12 protein-coding genes are annotated in these 16,873 nt (G+C 34.1%); 7 read left to right on the top strand and 5 right to left on the bottom strand.

What is annotated here, in order from left to right:
- Nucleotides 1-16: 16 nt before the first annotated feature.
- Nucleotides 17-1,345: a PDZ domain-containing protein gene (locus BMW63_RS08400; protein WP_074723011.1), complete on the bottom strand. Its 1,329-nt coding sequence runs from the start codon at nt 1,343-1,345 to the stop codon at nt 17-19.
- 125 nt (nt 1,346-1,470) lie between these two features.
- Here BMW63_RS08400 and BMW63_RS08405 point away from each other — a divergent pair, with 125 nt between their 5' ends.
- The 5 genes from BMW63_RS08405 to lgt all read left to right on the top strand — a co-directional run bounded on the left by BMW63_RS08405 (nt 1,471) and on the right by lgt (nt 6,544).
- The gene (locus tag BMW63_RS08405) at nt 1,471-2,664 is read left to right on the top strand and encodes a pyridoxal phosphate-dependent aminotransferase (RefSeq protein ID WP_074723012.1); all 1,194 of its coding nucleotides are present in this window, start codon (nt 1,471-1,473) and stop codon (nt 2,662-2,664) included.
- Nucleotides 2,665-2,921: 257 nt separating this feature from the next.
- Nucleotides 2,922-3,593 carry a GTP cyclohydrolase I FolE gene (gene folE / locus BMW63_RS08410; RefSeq protein ID WP_074723013.1) on the top strand — a complete coding sequence of 224 codons (672 nt, stop codon included), beginning with the start codon at nt 2,922-2,924 and terminating at the stop codon, nt 3,591-3,593.
- 129 nt (nt 3,594-3,722) lie between these two features.
- Nucleotides 3,723-5,201, top strand: a complete 1,479-nt coding sequence (cysS, locus tag BMW63_RS08415; protein WP_074723014.1) for a cysteine--tRNA ligase — start codon at nt 3,723-3,725, stop codon at nt 5,199-5,201.
- A 51-nt stretch (nt 5,202-5,252) separates the two neighbouring features.
- Complete coding sequence (gene yidD, locus BMW63_RS08420) at nt 5,253-5,507, top strand: membrane protein insertion efficiency factor YidD (RefSeq protein WP_074723015.1); 255 nt, start codon at nt 5,253-5,255, stop codon at nt 5,505-5,507.
- Nucleotides 5,508-5,617: 110 nt separating this feature from the next.
- Nucleotides 5,618-6,544, top strand: a complete 927-nt coding sequence (lgt, locus tag BMW63_RS08425; RefSeq protein ID WP_074723016.1) for a prolipoprotein diacylglyceryl transferase — start codon at nt 5,618-5,620, stop codon at nt 6,542-6,544.
- Between the two features lie 873 nt (nt 6,545-7,417).
- Here the strand turns inward: lgt and secDF are convergent.
- The 4 genes from secDF to asnB form a co-directional block, all read right to left on the bottom strand.
- Nucleotides 7,418-10,387: a protein translocase subunit SecDF gene (gene secDF / locus BMW63_RS08435; protein WP_074723018.1), complete on the bottom strand. Its 2,970-nt coding sequence runs from the start codon at nt 10,385-10,387 to the stop codon at nt 7,418-7,420.
- Between the two features lie 219 nt (nt 10,388-10,606).
- Nucleotides 10,607-11,542, bottom strand: a complete 936-nt coding sequence (gene mdh, locus BMW63_RS08440) for a malate dehydrogenase (protein WP_074723019.1) — start codon at nt 11,540-11,542, stop codon at nt 10,607-10,609.
- Between the two features lie 47 nt (nt 11,543-11,589).
- Entirely contained in the window at nt 11,590-13,533 is a 1,944-nt protein-coding gene (gyrB, locus tag BMW63_RS08445; protein WP_074723020.1) for a DNA topoisomerase (ATP-hydrolyzing) subunit B, read from the bottom strand.
- A gap of 179 nt (nt 13,534-13,712) precedes the next feature.
- On the bottom strand, nt 13,713-15,329 hold the full coding sequence (asnB, locus tag BMW63_RS08450) for an asparagine synthase B (protein WP_074723037.1): 1,617 nt from the start codon (nt 15,327-15,329) through the stop codon (nt 13,713-13,715).
- A gap of 777 nt (nt 15,330-16,106) precedes the next feature.
- On the opposite strand from asnB, the gene BMW63_RS08455 reads away from it, so the two are divergent.
- Together BMW63_RS08455 and BMW63_RS08460 are read left to right on the top strand one after the other, a co-directional pair.
- A complete protein-coding gene (locus BMW63_RS08455; RefSeq protein ID WP_139174220.1) occupies nt 16,107-16,598 on the top strand; it encodes a hypothetical protein in 492 nt (163 codons plus the stop codon).
- Nucleotides 16,595-16,831 carry a hypothetical protein gene (locus tag BMW63_RS08460; RefSeq protein WP_074723022.1) on the top strand — a complete coding sequence of 79 codons (237 nt, stop codon included), beginning with the start codon at nt 16,595-16,597 and terminating at the stop codon, nt 16,829-16,831. Before BMW63_RS08455 ends, BMW63_RS08460 begins: the two co-directional genes overlap by 4 nt.
- Nucleotides 16,832-16,873 lie beyond the last annotated feature (42 nt).

Here is a 16,873-nt window from a genome sequence, read left to right on the forward strand (position 1 = left end):
AGGAACGTTTTTCGTTTTACAAAACATCGATAAGCTGAAAGCTGAATTTCAGTGCTTGCTTATTTCTTTCTATTTCAATGGTTATCCATTTCTCCTCTTCTGATCTTAAGAGTGAATTGATCTGTTGTAAAGAATATTTATAGGCCGGGTTTTTATTTATGGAAATAATCACATCCCCTTTTTGTAAACCACTATTTTCAGCTGGTGAATTTTTTCTAATGTTGGCTATTTCAAAAATAGGTTTTAATTGAAACTTGTATTTTAAACTAGTCGCATTTTTACCCCCATTGGTATCCAAATGGTCTACCGTTATTGGAAAAGCTTGCAGCTGAACTGTTTCCTTAACCCATTGCACACCAGAATGTCTGATTTCAATTCCACTTTTATTATAGACAAATGAAGCAAAATAATGCCTATTTTTCTTTAAATACAAAAACTCATTTTGATAGTCAAAAATAACTGAAAACCGCTTTAAAATTTCACCTCCAACAGACCCTACCCTATCAGAAACCATTGTTACATGCTTTATAGAACTATAATCTGGGAACGCTATTATAGGCTTTAAAAATTTAAAATCAACAATTGAAAATTCTGTAATTCGGGCTCTTTTCCCTTCCACATCACCACTAAATCCTTTACCCAAATAATCATCAAAATTATTTTTAGGAACTTTTATCTTATCAGAAATATTTTGAAAAAGCCAAATCGCATCGCTATTTCCAACATCTACAAGCAATTTCACTGGAATAATATCAGAATCAATAATAGCATTTGCCTTTACATATGGTTTAGATCCTTCAACCGTAATGGGAGTTTTTTTATATTTACTTTCTATCCTTTTTCTGTTTTTCCGACTGTCCTTATAAAAAACCACCCTTTTCTTTTCGTAATTAATTTCGATCAAATTATTTTTAAAAATAGAAGACCCGATTATTCCGTTTACTGGAATTCCGATATGGGAGGATAGATTAAAATCTTGGTCAACAATAATATATAAAAGATGATTAATGGATTCCATCCCTTTAACTTCCAGTACATTCCCCACAGATTTCAATCCTTCAATCGCATCTTCACTTCCTAACCCCCGCAAAGTAATTTTTTCAATGTTTTTAAGGCTAACTTCATTTTTGTCTTCTAAACTAAATAGAATGGTCTCCTTCACACCAGAATCTAACAAAAACGTTAGCTCCACCCCATTAACATTTATAGGAATGAATACGAGATTATTAATTAATTTAAAAGGAATACTTACTTTGTTACCCTCTTTTTTAAATCGAAAACCACCTTGTGCCGAGATAGTAAGGGCATAAATGAAAAGAAAAAAAAATAAGAACCGTTTTTTCATTGGTAAAGGTTTCTATAAAATTACTGAAAAAACCGAAGAATATTGCACATTTAACAATAAATAGGCTGTATAGCTTATTTAGTTCAAAAAAAAAATCGCAAATTTGCATTTCAACAATTACTATCATGCCAAAAATATCAAACAAAGGTACACAAATGCCTGAATCTCCAATACGTAAATTAGTTCCTTACTCCGAAATTGCAAAGAAAAAAGGAAACAAAGTATACCACTTAAATATCGGACAACCCGACATCAAGACACCTGAGGTGGCCATGAATGCGGTAAAGAATTTTGATATAAAAGTATTAGAATACAGCCATTCAGCTGGTTTTGAAAGTTACAGAACGAAGTTATCTCAATTCTACAAAAATCAAGGATTACCAATCAATGTTGAAGATATTATCATTACAACAGGTGGATCAGAAGCTTTGCTTTTTGCAATGGGAAGTACTATGGACCCTGGAGATGAGATTATCATCCCAGAACCATTTTATGCTAATTACAATGGTTTCTCCACTGCATCAGGAGTCAATGTAGTTCCAGTTATTTCGTCTATTGAAACTGGTTTTGCACTTCCTCCAATCGCTGATTTCGAAAAACTAATTACGTCAAAAACAAAAGCAATCCTTATTTGTAATCCAGGAAACCCAACAGGTTATTTGTATTCGAAAGAGGAAATGATGCAACTAGCTGACTTAGTAAAAAAACACGATCTGTTCTTAATCGCTGATGAAGTTTACAGAGAATTTACTTATGACGGTGACATCCATTATTCTGTAATGAACATTCCCGGCCTAGAAGAAAACGCAATCATGATTGATTCTGTGTCAAAAAGATACAGTATGTGTGGCGCAAGAATTGGTTGTATTGTCTCAAAAAACAAGGAATTAATGGCTGCAGCAATGAAATTTGCGCAAGCAAGATTAAGTCCACCAACATTTGCTCAAGTAGCTAGTGAAGCAGCTCTTGATACACCTCAAAGTTATTTTGATGAAGTAATCTCAGAGTACAGGGAGCGCAGAGATACGCTTATCGCTGAATTGCATAAAATTGAAGGCGCAAAAGTTGCGACTCCAAAAGGAGCCTTCTATTGTATCGTTGAACTTCCTATTGAAAATGCTGATGATTTTGCAAGATGGCTTTTAGAAAGTTACGATCTTGATGGAGAAACAGTAATGGTTGCGCCAGCAGCTGGATTTTACTCTACTCCTGGAGTTGGCTTAAACCAAGTTAGAATTGCTTATGTCTTAAAGAAAGAAGAGTTGATTAGAGCAGTACAAATACTTAAAGAAGCAATTGTAGTTTATAACGCAAAGTAATAAGCGCTACAATTGGAAAATAGTGAAACAATAACACTGTAAAAACAGAGATATAGTTCTCACAATTAAAACAATACCCTACAACGGCAATAACCATTACAGTTATTGCCGTTTATTTTTGACACAAAATCGTAAAAAGCACTTAACACTATCACTATGTTAAAGGGATTAATTATTAAAAGGGATGGAAATTCTTTCGTATTTATTAATTATCTTTACAGACTAAATATATACACCCACTATAATAGTAGCTTTTAATGAAACATAATGAAGAAATTCATGACGAAATAGGAGATAATCATATTGGTTCATGCGCAACAAATCCTTTACGAGAAGACGCTTTTGATATTACTGATGACGAAAAAATAGAAAGCATAAAAAAAGATGTTGAAAGTATCCTACGTACACTAGGGATGGATTTAACTGATGACAGCATTAAAGGCACACCTAATCGTGTTGCAAAAATGTTTGTAAAAGAAATTTTTGGAGGATTGAATCCTGCAAGAAAGCCAAAAGCATCTACATTCGACAATAATTACAAATACGGCGAAATGTTAGTTGAAAAAAACATTATCGTTTACTCCACTTGTGAGCACCACTTATTACCGATTATAGGAAGAGCACATGTTGCTTACATCTCTAACGGAAGAGTAATTGGACTTTCAAAAATGAATCGAATTGTTGAGTACTATTCTAAAAGACCACAGGTACAAGAGCGCTTAACAATGCAAATCGTTCAGGAATTACAAAATGCTTTGGGTACAAAAGACGTTGCCTGCGTTATTGACGCAAAACATCTTTGTGTCAACTCAAGAGGAATCAGCGATATCGAAAGTAGCACAGTCACTTCTGAATTTGGTGGAAAATTTAAAGACCCACAAGCTCGCAGAGAGTTTTTGGATTATATCAAATTAGAAACAAAGTTCTAAAGTAATTTAGACGTTATTTACCCATAAATCCCTAGCCCTGATTGAAGTGAAAATCCTTTTTATCTCGTCTTTAGGACGAGATAAAAAGATTGAAGCGGAAAGCAGGAAACAGCTCCTAAAAAAACAAACATGCCTTTATATACGACCCAAAAGTTAAAAATATACAATTCTCTTTCAGGAGAGAAAGAAACATTCGTGCCCATTCATGAAGGCAGCATAGGTATGTATGTTTGCGGCCCAACGGTTTACAGCAATGTACATCTTGGAAACGTGCGAACTTTTATGTCATTTGACATTATATTCAGATACTTACTTCATTTAGGGTATAAAGTGCGCTATGTACGAAATATTACTGATGTAGGTCATATTGTTGATGATGCGGAAGATGGAGAGGACAAAATTGCGAAAAAAGCACGTTTAGAGCAATTAGAACCGATGGAAGTTGTGCAACGATACACTGTTGACTTTCATGAAATTTTGAAGGCTTTTAATTTTTTACCTCCAAGTATCGAGCCTACGGCTACGGGGCATCTTATTGAACAAATTGAGATTATAAAAACAATTATCGACAAAGGAATTGGATATGAAGCGAATGGCTCTGTCTATTTTGATGTCGTTAAATTCAATGAAACCAATCATTACGGTAGATTAAGCGGTCGAAACATTGAAGACATGCTCGCCAATACCCGTGATCTTGATGGACAAACTGACAAAAGAAATCCACAGGATTTTGCCCTTTGGAAAAAAGCCGAGCCACAGCATATTATGCGCTGGCCTTCTCCATGGAGCGAAGGTTTTCCTGGTTGGCATTTAGAATGTACAGCCATGAGTACGAAATACTTGGGTAACCATTTTGATATTCACGGAGGCGGAATGGATTTAAAATTCCCTCATCATGAATGTGAAATTGCACAAAATGAAGCTTGTACCGGCCAAACGCCAGTTAATTACTGGATGCACGCCAACATGTTGACTTTGAACGGAAAAAAAATGGCTAAATCAACCGGAAATAATATTTTACCGAGAGAAATCTTAACAGGAGAAAACTCCATCTTAAGTAAAGCCTTTCCAGCTTCGGTAGCTCGATTCTTTATGTTACAAGCACACTACAGAAGCATCCTTGATTTTTCTGATGATGCCATCGTTGCAGCCGAAAAAGGATATAAAAGACTGATGGAAGCCTTAGCTACTTTAAAACAGATAAGCGCAAGTCCTAGCAGTACACTGGATATTGCTATCTGGAAGCAATCCTGCTACGACGCTATGAATGATGATTTTAATTCCCCCATTTTAATAGCACAATTATTTGAAGGAGTTCGCTTTATCAATCTATTGAATGATGGTAAAGAAACCTTAAATGCAGTTGATTTAGAAAACTTAGCTTCAACAATGAATGCCTTTGTATTTGATGTTTTGGGACTGGAAGACGAAAAAATAGCAGACGGTAGCAATGATAAACTGGAAGCAGTTGTAAATATGCTTATAGGAATGAGAAATCAAGCTAGAGCAGATAAAAACTTTACACTTTCTGACCAAATAAGGGATCAATTGATTGTCTATGGAATTCAATTGAAAGATGGTAAAGAAGGAACTACTTTTAGTGTTTAATGATCTTTTTTTAATGATCAACTAAAAATTTAAATACTAAATATCTAAAATATGATTTCAAAAATCCTCATATTTCCTTTTATAGTATTAGTTCGCTTTTATCAAGTTGTGCTTTCACCACTTATGCCTGCAACCTGCAGGTTTGCGCCCACTTGCTCCTCTTATATGGTTGAAGCATTGCAAGTTCACGGTTTGTTTTATGGCGGATTTCTGGGTGTTAAACGAATTTTAAGTTGTCATCCTTGGGGTAAAACCGGCTATGACCCAGTTCCTAAAAAAAAGTGCAATCACCAAGACAATCCGTAAGTTAAAATTATGCAATTTGCCTCTTAAATAGCACAAGAAAATAAGGCATAACTTCAATATACTATTGAAACTCAAAACAAAAAATGTATTTTTACATCAAATAAAAAATAATGACACACGCTTTAAACATAGTTTGGAACCCATCAGAAGGTATTGATTTAGGTTTTTTTATAATCCGATTCTACAGCCTAATGTTTGTAATTGCATTTGGACTGGGTTGGTACATCATGAAAAACATCTATGATCGCGAAAACGAATCCATAGAGAAATTAGACTCCTTGTTCATCTGGACTGTTCTTGCCACATTACTTGGTGCTCGTTTAGGTCATGTTCTCTTCTATGATTGGGAATACTTCCGCAATCATCTATTAGAAATATTTTTACCTTTTAGATTTAGTCCTAATTTTGAATTCACCGGATATCAAGGATTAGCAAGTCATGGAGCAGCCATATCAATAATAATCGCGATGTATTATTACAGCAAGAAAGTGCTACAAAAACCATTGCTATGGATTTTAGACCGAATTGTTATTGCTGTGGCAAGTGGTGCTATTTTTGTTAGACTGGGTAATTTTTTCAATTCTGAAATTATAGGAAAACAGACAAGTTCCCCTTTTGGAATAAAATTTATACGTGATCAATTTAGTCCTAGAGATGCCGTAAATGCAACACAAATACTAACTCCAAATGAAGCTTATCAAGCGATTGCAACTAATCCACAGTTTGCTAATTTACTAGAACAAGTTCCTGCCAGACACCCAGCTCAATTGTATGAAGCATTTTGTTATGTTTTTGTTTTTGCGATATTGTTTTTCTTGTATTGGAAAACAGAAACCAGACTAAAATCTGGATTTTTATTCGGACTTTTTCTTGCACTATTATTTTCCGTACGTATCGTTGTAGAATTTGTGAAAGAAAGTCAAGGTGGATTTGAAAGCTCCTTAGGATTACTTTCTACAGGTCAATGGCTAAGTATCCCATTTATTCTTATCGGGCTATATTTTATTTTTACAGCTAAAAAACCAGTAAAAGTTTAAGACCTACTTTAGAATAAAATCAATCATAAAACCAAACTAAAAAGCTTCCACAAAAGGAGGCTTTTTTTTTTTGCAATAATGTCTCCTTCCGAAACAGCCTTACAGAAATGCTAAATCTGTTAAAATGAATAATTCGAGCCCAATTCCATATTATGCGTATTAAAATCAAAATTTACTTTCTGCAATCCCAATAGAAAGATGACTAAAACTAGGTCTTACTTCAACTATCCTATTGCATAATTTGTCTGCAATTCCTAATGAAACAGTATTTGAAAGCGCAAACCCAGAGAAAGCCGTTGTGTCTCAGTATCCGTAATCATAGGGCCAACACCCCCTAATAAAAAAAATAGAAAAGCGCTCTGAAATAATCATACTTATAATAAACCCTACATTCAAACTATAGTCATTTATGTATTCTACGCTCTGGTACTTACTCAGTTTATCCAGTTCGGATTGCATATATTCCTTTTCATAATAGTCCTCGTCTGTACGTTTATATTCTATAAAATCCATTTAAGGTTGAATAATTAGTTGACACTTAAAATTTTTACTTTGTTTTAGCAGCAACTACCCTGTACTTTAGAATAGCGGCTCGTATAACTGTAGTTCTTATTCCCTAAATTACCTCCAAAACCGTAGTGAATACCAAATGCAAAACTAAGCTTCATCTCTTGCGTATAAACTCCATTATCCGTGATAAATAAAAATTAGAAAAAAGAGTCAACTATTAGTCATCAGCATTATTAAAAAATTAAGATACTATTTACTTGTTACTATAAGATATAATCAATTTAAAAATGATTTACTGGCAAATTCAAAACAAAAAAAAGACCCAACTTTCGTTGGGTCTTAGTAATTTATAAAAACTAAATACTAGCTCTCTTGATGTTGTTTTTCGATAAACTTTTTGTCTTCTCTAGAAATTGTATCTACCAATACTGGAGTTGCAATAAATAATGAAGAATAAGTTCCAACAATAATACCTATAAGCATTGCAAAGATAAACCCTCTAATCGATTCTCCACCGAAAAAGAACATTATCGCCAATACACCAATCATAGTTAATGAAGTATTGATTGTTCTTGACATTGTTGAATTAATTGATTTGTTTACAATTTCTGAAAAAGTACCTTTAGTATTACCATCTAAGAATTCACGAACCCTGTCAAATACAATTACAGTATCATTCATTGAGTACCCGATAACAGTAAGAATTGCCGCGATAAAATGTTGGTCAATTTCCATACCGAAAGGCATGAATTTATAGCATAAAGAATAAATTCCTAATACAAATATAACGTCATGGGCTACAGCTGCTATCGCACCTAAACCATATTGCCATTTTCTAAAACTAATTAACAAATATAAGAATACAATTAGCATTGATCCAAGAACTGCCCAGTATGCATTAGTTTTAATATCCTCCGCGACAGTTGGCCCTACTTTTGACTGTTGTACAACACCGTACAGTTTACCTTCATATGCGTTTACAAATTTATCGTATGTTAAATCTGCCGAGTAATGTTGTTTCAAACTTTGAAACAATAATTTATTCACCTCTTGATCAGCCTCATTACCGTGCTCTTCCACTTTATACTTAGTTGTGATTTTCAATTGATTATCATTACCAAATATTTTCACTTCCGCACTACCAAATACTTTTACAAGTTCCGCTTTTACAACTTCAACTTCAACTGGCTTTTCAAAACGAACCTGAAATGTTCTTCCTCCCACAAAATCAACACCTTGATCTAGTTTATTTGTTGCCAATGAAACAATACTCACAACAACTACAATTGCTGAAAAACCATACGTCCATTTTTTTACTTTTAAGAAATCGAAATGGAAATTTGTAAAAAAGTCTTTAGAAAAATTAGTAACAAATGTTAAATTAGCTTTTTTAGCAATATTTTTATCGATAAAGATTCTTGCTATAAAGATTGAAGTAAACAATGAAGTTATAATACCAATTAATAATGTCGTTGCAAAACCTTTTATTGGTCCTGAACCAAAAATAAACAATACAGTACCAATTAAGATGTGCGTAACGTTTGCATCTACAATAGATCGCATGGCTCCAGTCCAACTGTACGAAGCTTTTACTGCTTCATCTAATGATTTCCCTTCTCGTAATTCTTCTTTGGCTCTTTCATAGATAATGATATTCGCATCTACTGCCGTACCCATTGTCAAAACAATACCTGCAATACCTGGCAATGTAAGAACTGCACCTAAACTTGCTAAGATTCCAAAAAGAAATAACAAGTTAACCGCCAATGCAATATTAGCATACCAACCTGCTTTTCCATAATAAACCATCATCCAAAGTGATACTAAAAGCAATCCTACTATCGCAGAATTTGTACCATAATCGATAGCCTCTTGACCTAAGGAAGGCCCTACCACTTCTGACTGAACAATATCAGCAGAGGCCGGAAGTTTCCCTGCTCGTAATACATTTGCTAAATCTTTAGTTTCCGTAACATCAAAAGCACCCGATATTTCAGATCTACCTCCAGCGATTGGCCCGCTAGATACACCTGGTGCAGAATATACGATATTATCAAGAACAATAGCGATATTACTTTTTTGCGTGTAGGCTCTACCTGTTAATTCTTCCCAACCTTTTGCACCTTGACCATTCATCTGCATAGAAACAGCTGGCTTACCTGATTGATCAAAAGTATCTGATGCATCAGTAACAACTCCACCACTCATTGCAGGGACGTTATCTCTATTTCCTTTTAATGCGTATAGCTCTACCGCTTCAATATCTTTATCTTTAGCGTCTTTTATTGTTGTAAGTTTCCCCCAAACAAATTTAGCATAACGCTGCTCTGCTGGCAGTAAATTTATAACATCTTGTCTTTTAAAATAACCGTTTACTGTTGCTGTATCTTTTGGTGAGAAAAGACCTAAAACTGGACCACCACCTTGAGCAATAATTTTGTCAAGCAAAGGGTTATTTCCTTTTTTAGTAGCAGCAGAATCCTTCCCGTCTGTTAATAAAGCGCTCAAAGAATCTTTAACTACTGGTTTTGACTCCACTATAGTAATTTCGGTTTTTTTCAATGCCTCATTTGTAGCCATCAAGAAATTACCAATTTCTTCAATTTTGTACGTTTCCCAAAACTCTAATTGAGCGGTACTTTGTAATAATTTTTTAATTCGGTCTACATCTTTAGCACCAGGAAGTTCAACAAGAATTCTTCCAGACTCTCCTAGCTTTTGAATGTTAGGTTGAGTAACTCCAAATTTATCTATTCTTTTTCTTAGTACTCCAAAAGCACTTTCTACAGATTCATCAACTTTTCTTTTGATAACCTTTTCAACTTCTGCGTCAGTCATTTGATAATCTACTCCACCTTCTCCTTGCAAACTTCTGTTTGCAAAAATATCTGGTGAAGCTAATTTTACAGTTCCTTTTGAATTTGCAGCAAAAGCATCAAAAAACTTATCTAAATAAGACTTGTTTCCTTCTAAATCAGCCGTAGCATCTGCCAAAGACTTGTTAAATACAGGATTTTTAGAATTATTAGATAATCCTTTCAATATATCTTTTACTGAAATTTGAAGTATTACATTAATACCACCTTCTAAGTCAAGACCTTTGTTGATTTGCTTATCACTTACTTCATTGAAAGTGAAATTTGTAAATCCAAGGTTAAAGACACTTTCCTTACCGATGGAATCCAAATATTTTGTTTCTTTTTCAGAATTACCTGCAGCATATGCTTTGGCATCATTTTTTACTTTGCTTGCGACAAAAGTGAAAGAAAGTTGGTAAATACTCACCAATGCAAATAGAATTGCGAAAAATTTAATAAGTCCTTTATTCTGCATTATTACTAAAAATTAATTATTTTAAATTTATTTATTTTCAACCCTTATAAAATAGCACTTGACAACGATTTCAAACTTAAAAAAGGAAACCAAGAAATATATTATTTTTTTTTAACCGAGCAAATATATAATTAAGGTTAAGATTAACCAATTTATTTATTGATTAATCTCAAAAAAAAGACTGCTAAAATGCAGTCTTTTTCATTATATAACATATTATTAGGCTAAAATTGACTTCAATGCATCGTTCATTGCTCGAACCGCAACTGCACTTTTAGCAAACACGGCCTTTTCTTTATCATTTAACTCAATCTCAACAATTTCTTCAACACCGTTTTTACCAATTATACAAGGTACTCCAATGCAAATGTCATTTTGCTCATACTCGCCTTCAACAAAAACAGAACAAGCAATCATTTTCTTTTGGTCATTCAAAATACTATCCACCAAATAAGCAACTGATGCTCCTGGCGCATACCAAGCTGATGTCCCTAAAAGACCTGTAAGCGTCGCTCCTCCAACCATCGTATCAGCAGCTACTTTTTCTAAAGCGTCTTCTGAAAGAAATTGAGATACTGGAATTCCGTTATAAGATGCTAAACGCGTCAAAGGAATCATTGTCGTATCACCATGTCCTCCAATAACCATTGCTGAAATATCATTAGCTGGTTTACCCAAAGCCATTGACAAGTACGTTCTAAAACGAGAGCTATCAAGAGCTCCACCCATCCCTATGATTCTGTTTTTTGGTAGTCCAGTAGATTTTAAAGCTAAATAGGTCATAGTATCCATTGGATTTGAAACCACTACAATAATAGCATCTGGTGAATAAACCAATACATTTTCAACAACCGTTTTTACGATTCCTGCATTGATCCCGATCAATTCTTCACGAGTCATTCCTGGTTTTCTAGGAATTCCAGAAGTAATAACTACCACTTTACTATCAGCGGTTTTAGAATAATCATTGGTAACACCAGTAACTCTGGTATTGAATCCTGTATTAGTAGCACATTGCATAATATCTAAAGCTTTCCCTTCGGCAAAACCTTCTTTAATGTCTAACAATACTACTTCACTTGCAATTCCTCTATAAGAAATTACGTCTGCACAAGTTGCTCCTACATTTCCTGCTCCCACAATAGTAACTTTCATCTTTTATATATGTATTTCTGGTTAGTTAGTTGATTCTTTTAATTTAATTATGCGTCAATATTAGCATAAACTGCATTTTTTTCAATAAATTCTCTTCGTGGCGGCACTTCATCTCCCATTAACATCGAGAAAACTCGGTCTGCTTCAACTAAGCTATCGATGGTTACCTGACGTAAGGTTCTGAAACTCGGATCCATTGTAGTTTCCCACAATTGCTCTGCGTTCATTTCCCCAAGACCTTTATAACGTTGGATTCCTGCACTACCACCCATTCTTTCATTGGCTTGATCGCGCTGAAGGTCATTCCAAGCATATTCTTTTTTATTTCCTTTTTTAACTAAATATAAAGGTGGCGCAGCAATATAAACATGACCTTCTTCAATTAGCTCCTTCATGAATCTAAAGAAGAACGTTAATATTAAAGTAGAAATGTGGCTACCATCGACATCGGCATCACACATAATAATTACTTTATGGTAGCGTAATTTTTCAATATTTAACGCCTTACTATCTTCGGCGGTACCAACAGTAACTCCTAAAGCAGTAAATATATTTCTAATCTCTTCGTTTTCAAATACTTTATGGTGCATCGCTTTTTCTACGTTCAAAATCTTACCACGTAATGGTAGGATTGCTTGAAAAGCTCTGTCCCGACCTTGCTTAGCCGTTCCCCCTGCCGAATCTCCCTCGACAAGATAAACTTCGCATTTTGTAGGATCTTGCTCTGAACAATCCGATAATTTTCCTGGTAATCCACCGCCACCCATTACGGTTTTACGCTGTACCATTTCACGTGCTTTTTTAGCCGCGTGACGTGCTTGCGCTGCAAGAATTACTTTTTGAACAATGATTCTAGCGTCATTTGGATTTTCTTCCAAATAAGCTTCAATCATATCACCTACCGCTTGACTTACTGGAGAAACAACCTCTCTATTTCCTAGTTTAGTTTTAGTTTGCCCTTCAAATTGTGGCTCCGCAACTTTTACAGATATAATAGCCGTAAGTCCCTCACGAAAATCATCCCCAGAGATATCAAATTTTAATTTATCTAACATTCCCGAAGCATCCGCATATTTCTTAAGAGATCTAGTTAGACCCGTTCTAAAACCTTGCAAGTGCGTCCCTCCTTCGTGCGTATTGATATTATTTACATAAGAAAATATATTCTCCGTATAACTTGTGTTGTATATCAAGGCAACCTCAACGGGAATTTCTCCCTTTTCATTATCCATAGAGATCACATGTGCAATAATAGGCTCACGATTTCCATCTAAATAACGAATATATTCTTTTAACCCTTCATCAGAATGAAAAATTTCAGAAACAAAATTTCCGTCTTTATCTAGTTCTCTTTTATCTGTAAATGTAATTGTGATTCCTTTATTAAGGTATGACAACTCGCGCATACGAGCAGATAAAGTATCATATGAAAACTCCGTTGTTTGCGTAAATATAGTTTCATCAGGATAAAAAGTAACTATCGTTCCTCTTTTTGTAGTTTCCCCAATTTGTTTTACCGGATATAGTGCTTTTCCTTTTTCATATTCTTGCTGGTACACTTTTCCATCACTACTATGAACCGTAGCCGTAAGATGATTTGACAGCGCATTCACAACCGAAACCCCAACACCATGCAGTCCACCAGAAACTTTATAAGAATCTTTATCAAATTTTCCTCCAGCACCAATTTTAGTCATTACAACTTCTAATGCTGAAACTCCCTCTTTTTTATGAATTCCTACTGGAATACCACGACCATTATCTTCAACTGTGATAGATCCATCTTCATTAATATCAACAGTAATGGTGTCACAATGACCACCCATTGCCTCATCGATTGAGTTATCCACTACTTCATAAACTAAATGATGAAGTCCGCGAACCCCCACATCTCCAATATACATCGATGGACGCATTCTTACATGCTCCATTCCTTCTAATGCCTGAATACTATCTGCTGAATAATTGTCCTTCTTGATTTCTTCGCTCATATGATTTATTCTAATAATGTAATTTCGTCTAACACGCAAATATATAAAAATGTAAACTATATTACCGTTAAAATAGCTTTTTAAGCTGTTAAGTTATTAACATATTGTTGATTTTTTTGCATAAAAAAACGCTCTCAAAATGAAGAGCGTTCTAATTTTATATAAAATGCAATTGTTTTTTAAACTTTTGCGCCAGCCTTAGCTATTTCAGTATCTGCCTGTACATGCGCTTCATTTGCTCTTCCGCTTGGATCTTGATTTTCCTGCCATTTTGGAATCCACTTTCTAACCGTTTGTGCCGCACTAACTTGCGGGTAATGTCTATTAAAAATAGATCGGTAAAAATAAGCCTCTTTCGTAATTGGAGGATTGTATGGAAATTCTACAACTGCTCCAGACAACTGTTCGTCTGTAACTTGAGAAGCACAATATTCTATTAATTGGTCGATCCAGTTGTACCCTACCCCGTCAGAAAACTGTTCTTTTTGTCTCCATAACACCTCTGCAGGTAAATAAGGATCTTCTGGAGTGTCAAATGCTTTTCTTAATATGTATTTTTCTTTACCATCATACGTTTTAGGCTGTTTCTCTTCTGGTTTAACACGCATGGCTATTTCTAAGAATGCCTTGTCTAAAAAGGGCACTCTCGCTTCTAATCCGTGAGCCATCGTAGACTTATCTGCTCGTAATAAATCGGCAGTGAATAATTTCTGTACTCTTTCAATCGTTTCTTTTTGGAATTCTACCGCAGAAGGCGCGCTTCTAAAATACAAATAACCTCCAAAAATCTCATCAGCTCCTTCTCCTGAAAGTACAACTTTAACTCCTAAATCGCTGATTGCTTTTGATAAAAAATACATTGGCGTACTAGCTCGTATCGATGTCAAATCATAGGTTTCTAAATGCCAAATTAATTTATCTAATATTTTTATTCCCTCTTGAACTGTAAAATAAATTTCATGATGTTCAGTCCCTAAAAAATCAGCTACTTTTCTTGCCGCCAAAGCATCTGGAGCATTTGCATCCAGTCCTATAGAAAATGAATGTAGTTTTTTTCCTTGCTCCGTCAATAATCTCGAGGCAATTGCAGATGTTAATGACGAATCCAATCCGCCAGACAGTAACACGCCAATGGGAACATCGCTCATCAACCGCTTGCGAGTAGCCTCGGTCAAAGTGGTTCTGATTAATTCTAAGTCTAAGTTTTGATCAGCCTTTTGATAGTCTTCATATACAGGTTTGTAATACTTTACAAAACCGGTTTTTTGTGTGTAATAATGTCCAGGAGGAAAAGTGGAAAATGTTTTGCATTGATCAGCAAGAGATTTCATTTCTGAAGCGAAATAAATCCTTCCTCTTTCATCTAAACCGTAATATAACGGCTTCACTCCTAACGGATCTCGAGCGGCAACAAAATCATCCTCGTCTACTACGACAAAAGCAAAATCACCATCTATCTTATCACAAAAGTCATAACCGAATTCTTCGTACAAATGAACAATCACTTCCGAATCAGATTTAGTTCTAAAAGTATGCTCTTTCAATATACCTTCTCTTAATTCTTGATGATTGTAAACCTCACCATTATGAACCACATAGGCAGTATTACTTCCTTGAATAGGTTGTTTACCCGAATGCAAATCGATGATTGACAAACGTTCGTGACTTAAAATAGATCCGTTTTCCATAACATGCAAATCACTTTCGTCCGGGCCACGGTGCGACATCCTTTTTGAAAGCTCCTTTACTTGTTCTGCATCTTTTCCTTTTCCTATAATGGCTAATATTCCGCACATAATTTTATTATTATCATTGTTTTCAACATCCAAAGATGCGATACAGGTTAAAAATACAAAACACAACTACACTATTTAGTTATACTTTATAACCAAACAGAAGTAAATATATCAAAAATGCAATTAAAACCTATATAATCTAAAGTATTATATTTTAAAGAACAAATCTATAGACTCCATTACGAATCCTTTGGCTTGCCTATAGTAAGCACTAATTTTATATATTTACAGAATAATCTTATTTATTAGTCCGAAATAGCAATTATAAGTTTCATAATACAGCGGGTGCTTTTTGAATGTATAATGTAGGAGGCGTTTAACATAAAACCATCAAGTATAATTACCACACGAAAGGATTCGTGCGGTAGCGGGGTCATGATTATGAATTCGCATTAGGGATTTATTTCTTTATAGAAGCTAGTGCTTATGGCCAAATTGGACTTACAAAAATTACTAAAAATTATATAGAAGAAAAACAAAAAAGAAACAAAACTTATAAAGAGATTGGCAATCCATCTAAAATTGTAATTGATGCAATAGTTGGGTTAGATCCTAAATTAGTATTTAAAGCATCAGATTACATAAGTGCTAAAATATCTGGAAAATCATTTGCTGAAGTTCAATTATTATCTTTAGATGTTTATAAAAACGAATATACGTTCCCTATCTTGAGTGGCTTTAAAGTAAAATGTAAACCAGTTGCTGATATAACGATTTGGAAGTTTCCCTATAAATGTCAATGGGATGAATATGAATATGAAGTAAAATTTTAAGTTTATGAAAAATACATTTAAGCTATTTTTAGTCCTCTTTTTGATTTTCAATATAATGGGGTCAATAGTAGTAACTATTGTTGATCTTTATAAAAATAGGTATTTTCAAGAATATGAAAATTTGAAAAGTTTAAAAAATGGAAAATTATATATGACAGTTGATTTTTTATTTATAAAAAGTGGAACACAAGATAGAGGATCAGATAACGGAATTGGATCTTATGTTATTCAAGGTACATTATTAAGCAATAATTCTGAAATAGAATTAGCAATAGGTAAGCAAGAATTTTTAGGAACTGATTTAAGAAGACAACCTCTTTATAGAAGTAAGCTTACAGGTGATTTTTTTTTAAAGAATGCTCCTGAAGAGTATTATAATTATAAATTTATCTCATTTTATATAGGGATTTATTTGAAATTTAGTTTTTATATAATAATTGGAATCGTAATATATCTAACAATTAAACACATAAAAAACCGAAAATATAGAATATGAAAAATCTCTTATCAACTTTATTAATTATAGTAGCTTTTAATACACAAGCTCAAAATGTATTTGAATATAGCATCAATAGTAAAATAGAATTTAAAGTCTATTCTGAAACTGAAAATATTTCACATAAAATAACTAATACTAAAGATTTTAAACAAGACACCCCCCGCTGGCTTGAGCGTGTGCTAGCGCGAGCGTCTCGCTCGTGCCCACAAAGTAAACACAATATTAATTAAATGAGTACAAAATATAAATTTGGAGAAAAAACAGGAGCTTAT

It is taken from the genome of Flavobacterium frigoris, from assembly GCF_900111075.1.
In the GTDB taxonomy this organism is placed as follows: domain Bacteria; phylum Bacteroidota; class Bacteroidia; order Flavobacteriales; family Flavobacteriaceae; genus Flavobacterium; species Flavobacterium frigoris.

What these genes read in the sequence shown, in the direction of transcription:
- lgt (WP_074723016.1), top strand. Translation starts at nt 5,618, where the DNA reads ATGACACACGCTTTAAACATAGTTTGGAACCCATCAGAAGGTATTGAT.
- gyrB (WP_074723020.1), bottom strand. Translation starts at nt 13,533, where the DNA reads ATGAGCGAAGAAATCAAGAAGGACAATTATTCAGCAGATAGTATTCAG.
- BMW63_RS08405 (WP_074723012.1), top strand. Translation starts at nt 1,471, where the DNA reads ATGCCAAAAATATCAAACAAAGGTACACAAATGCCTGAATCTCCAATA.
- folE (WP_074723013.1), top strand. Translation starts at nt 2,922, where the DNA reads ATGAAACATAATGAAGAAATTCATGACGAAATAGGAGATAATCATATT.
- cysS (WP_074723014.1), top strand. Translation starts at nt 3,723, where the DNA reads ATGCCTTTATATACGACCCAAAAGTTAAAAATATACAATTCTCTTTCA.
- BMW63_RS08455 (WP_139174220.1), top strand. Translation starts at nt 16,107, where the DNA reads ATGAAAAATACATTTAAGCTATTTTTAGTCCTCTTTTTGATTTTCAAT.
- yidD (WP_074723015.1), top strand. Translation starts at nt 5,253, where the DNA reads ATGATTTCAAAAATCCTCATATTTCCTTTTATAGTATTAGTTCGCTTT.
- BMW63_RS08400 (WP_074723011.1), bottom strand. Translation starts at nt 1,345, where the DNA reads ATGAAAAAACGGTTCTTATTTTTTTTTCTTTTCATTTATGCCCTTACT.
- mdh (WP_074723019.1), bottom strand. Translation starts at nt 11,542, where the DNA reads ATGAAAGTTACTATTGTGGGAGCAGGAAATGTAGGAGCAACTTGTGCA.
- asnB (WP_074723037.1), bottom strand. Translation starts at nt 15,329, where the DNA reads ATGTGCGGAATATTAGCCATTATAGGAAAAGGAAAAGATGCAGAACAA.
- secDF (WP_074723018.1), bottom strand. Translation starts at nt 10,387, where the DNA reads ATGCAGAATAAAGGACTTATTAAATTTTTCGCAATTCTATTTGCATTG.
- BMW63_RS08460 (WP_074723022.1), top strand. Translation starts at nt 16,595, where the DNA reads ATGAAAAATCTCTTATCAACTTTATTAATTATAGTAGCTTTTAATACA.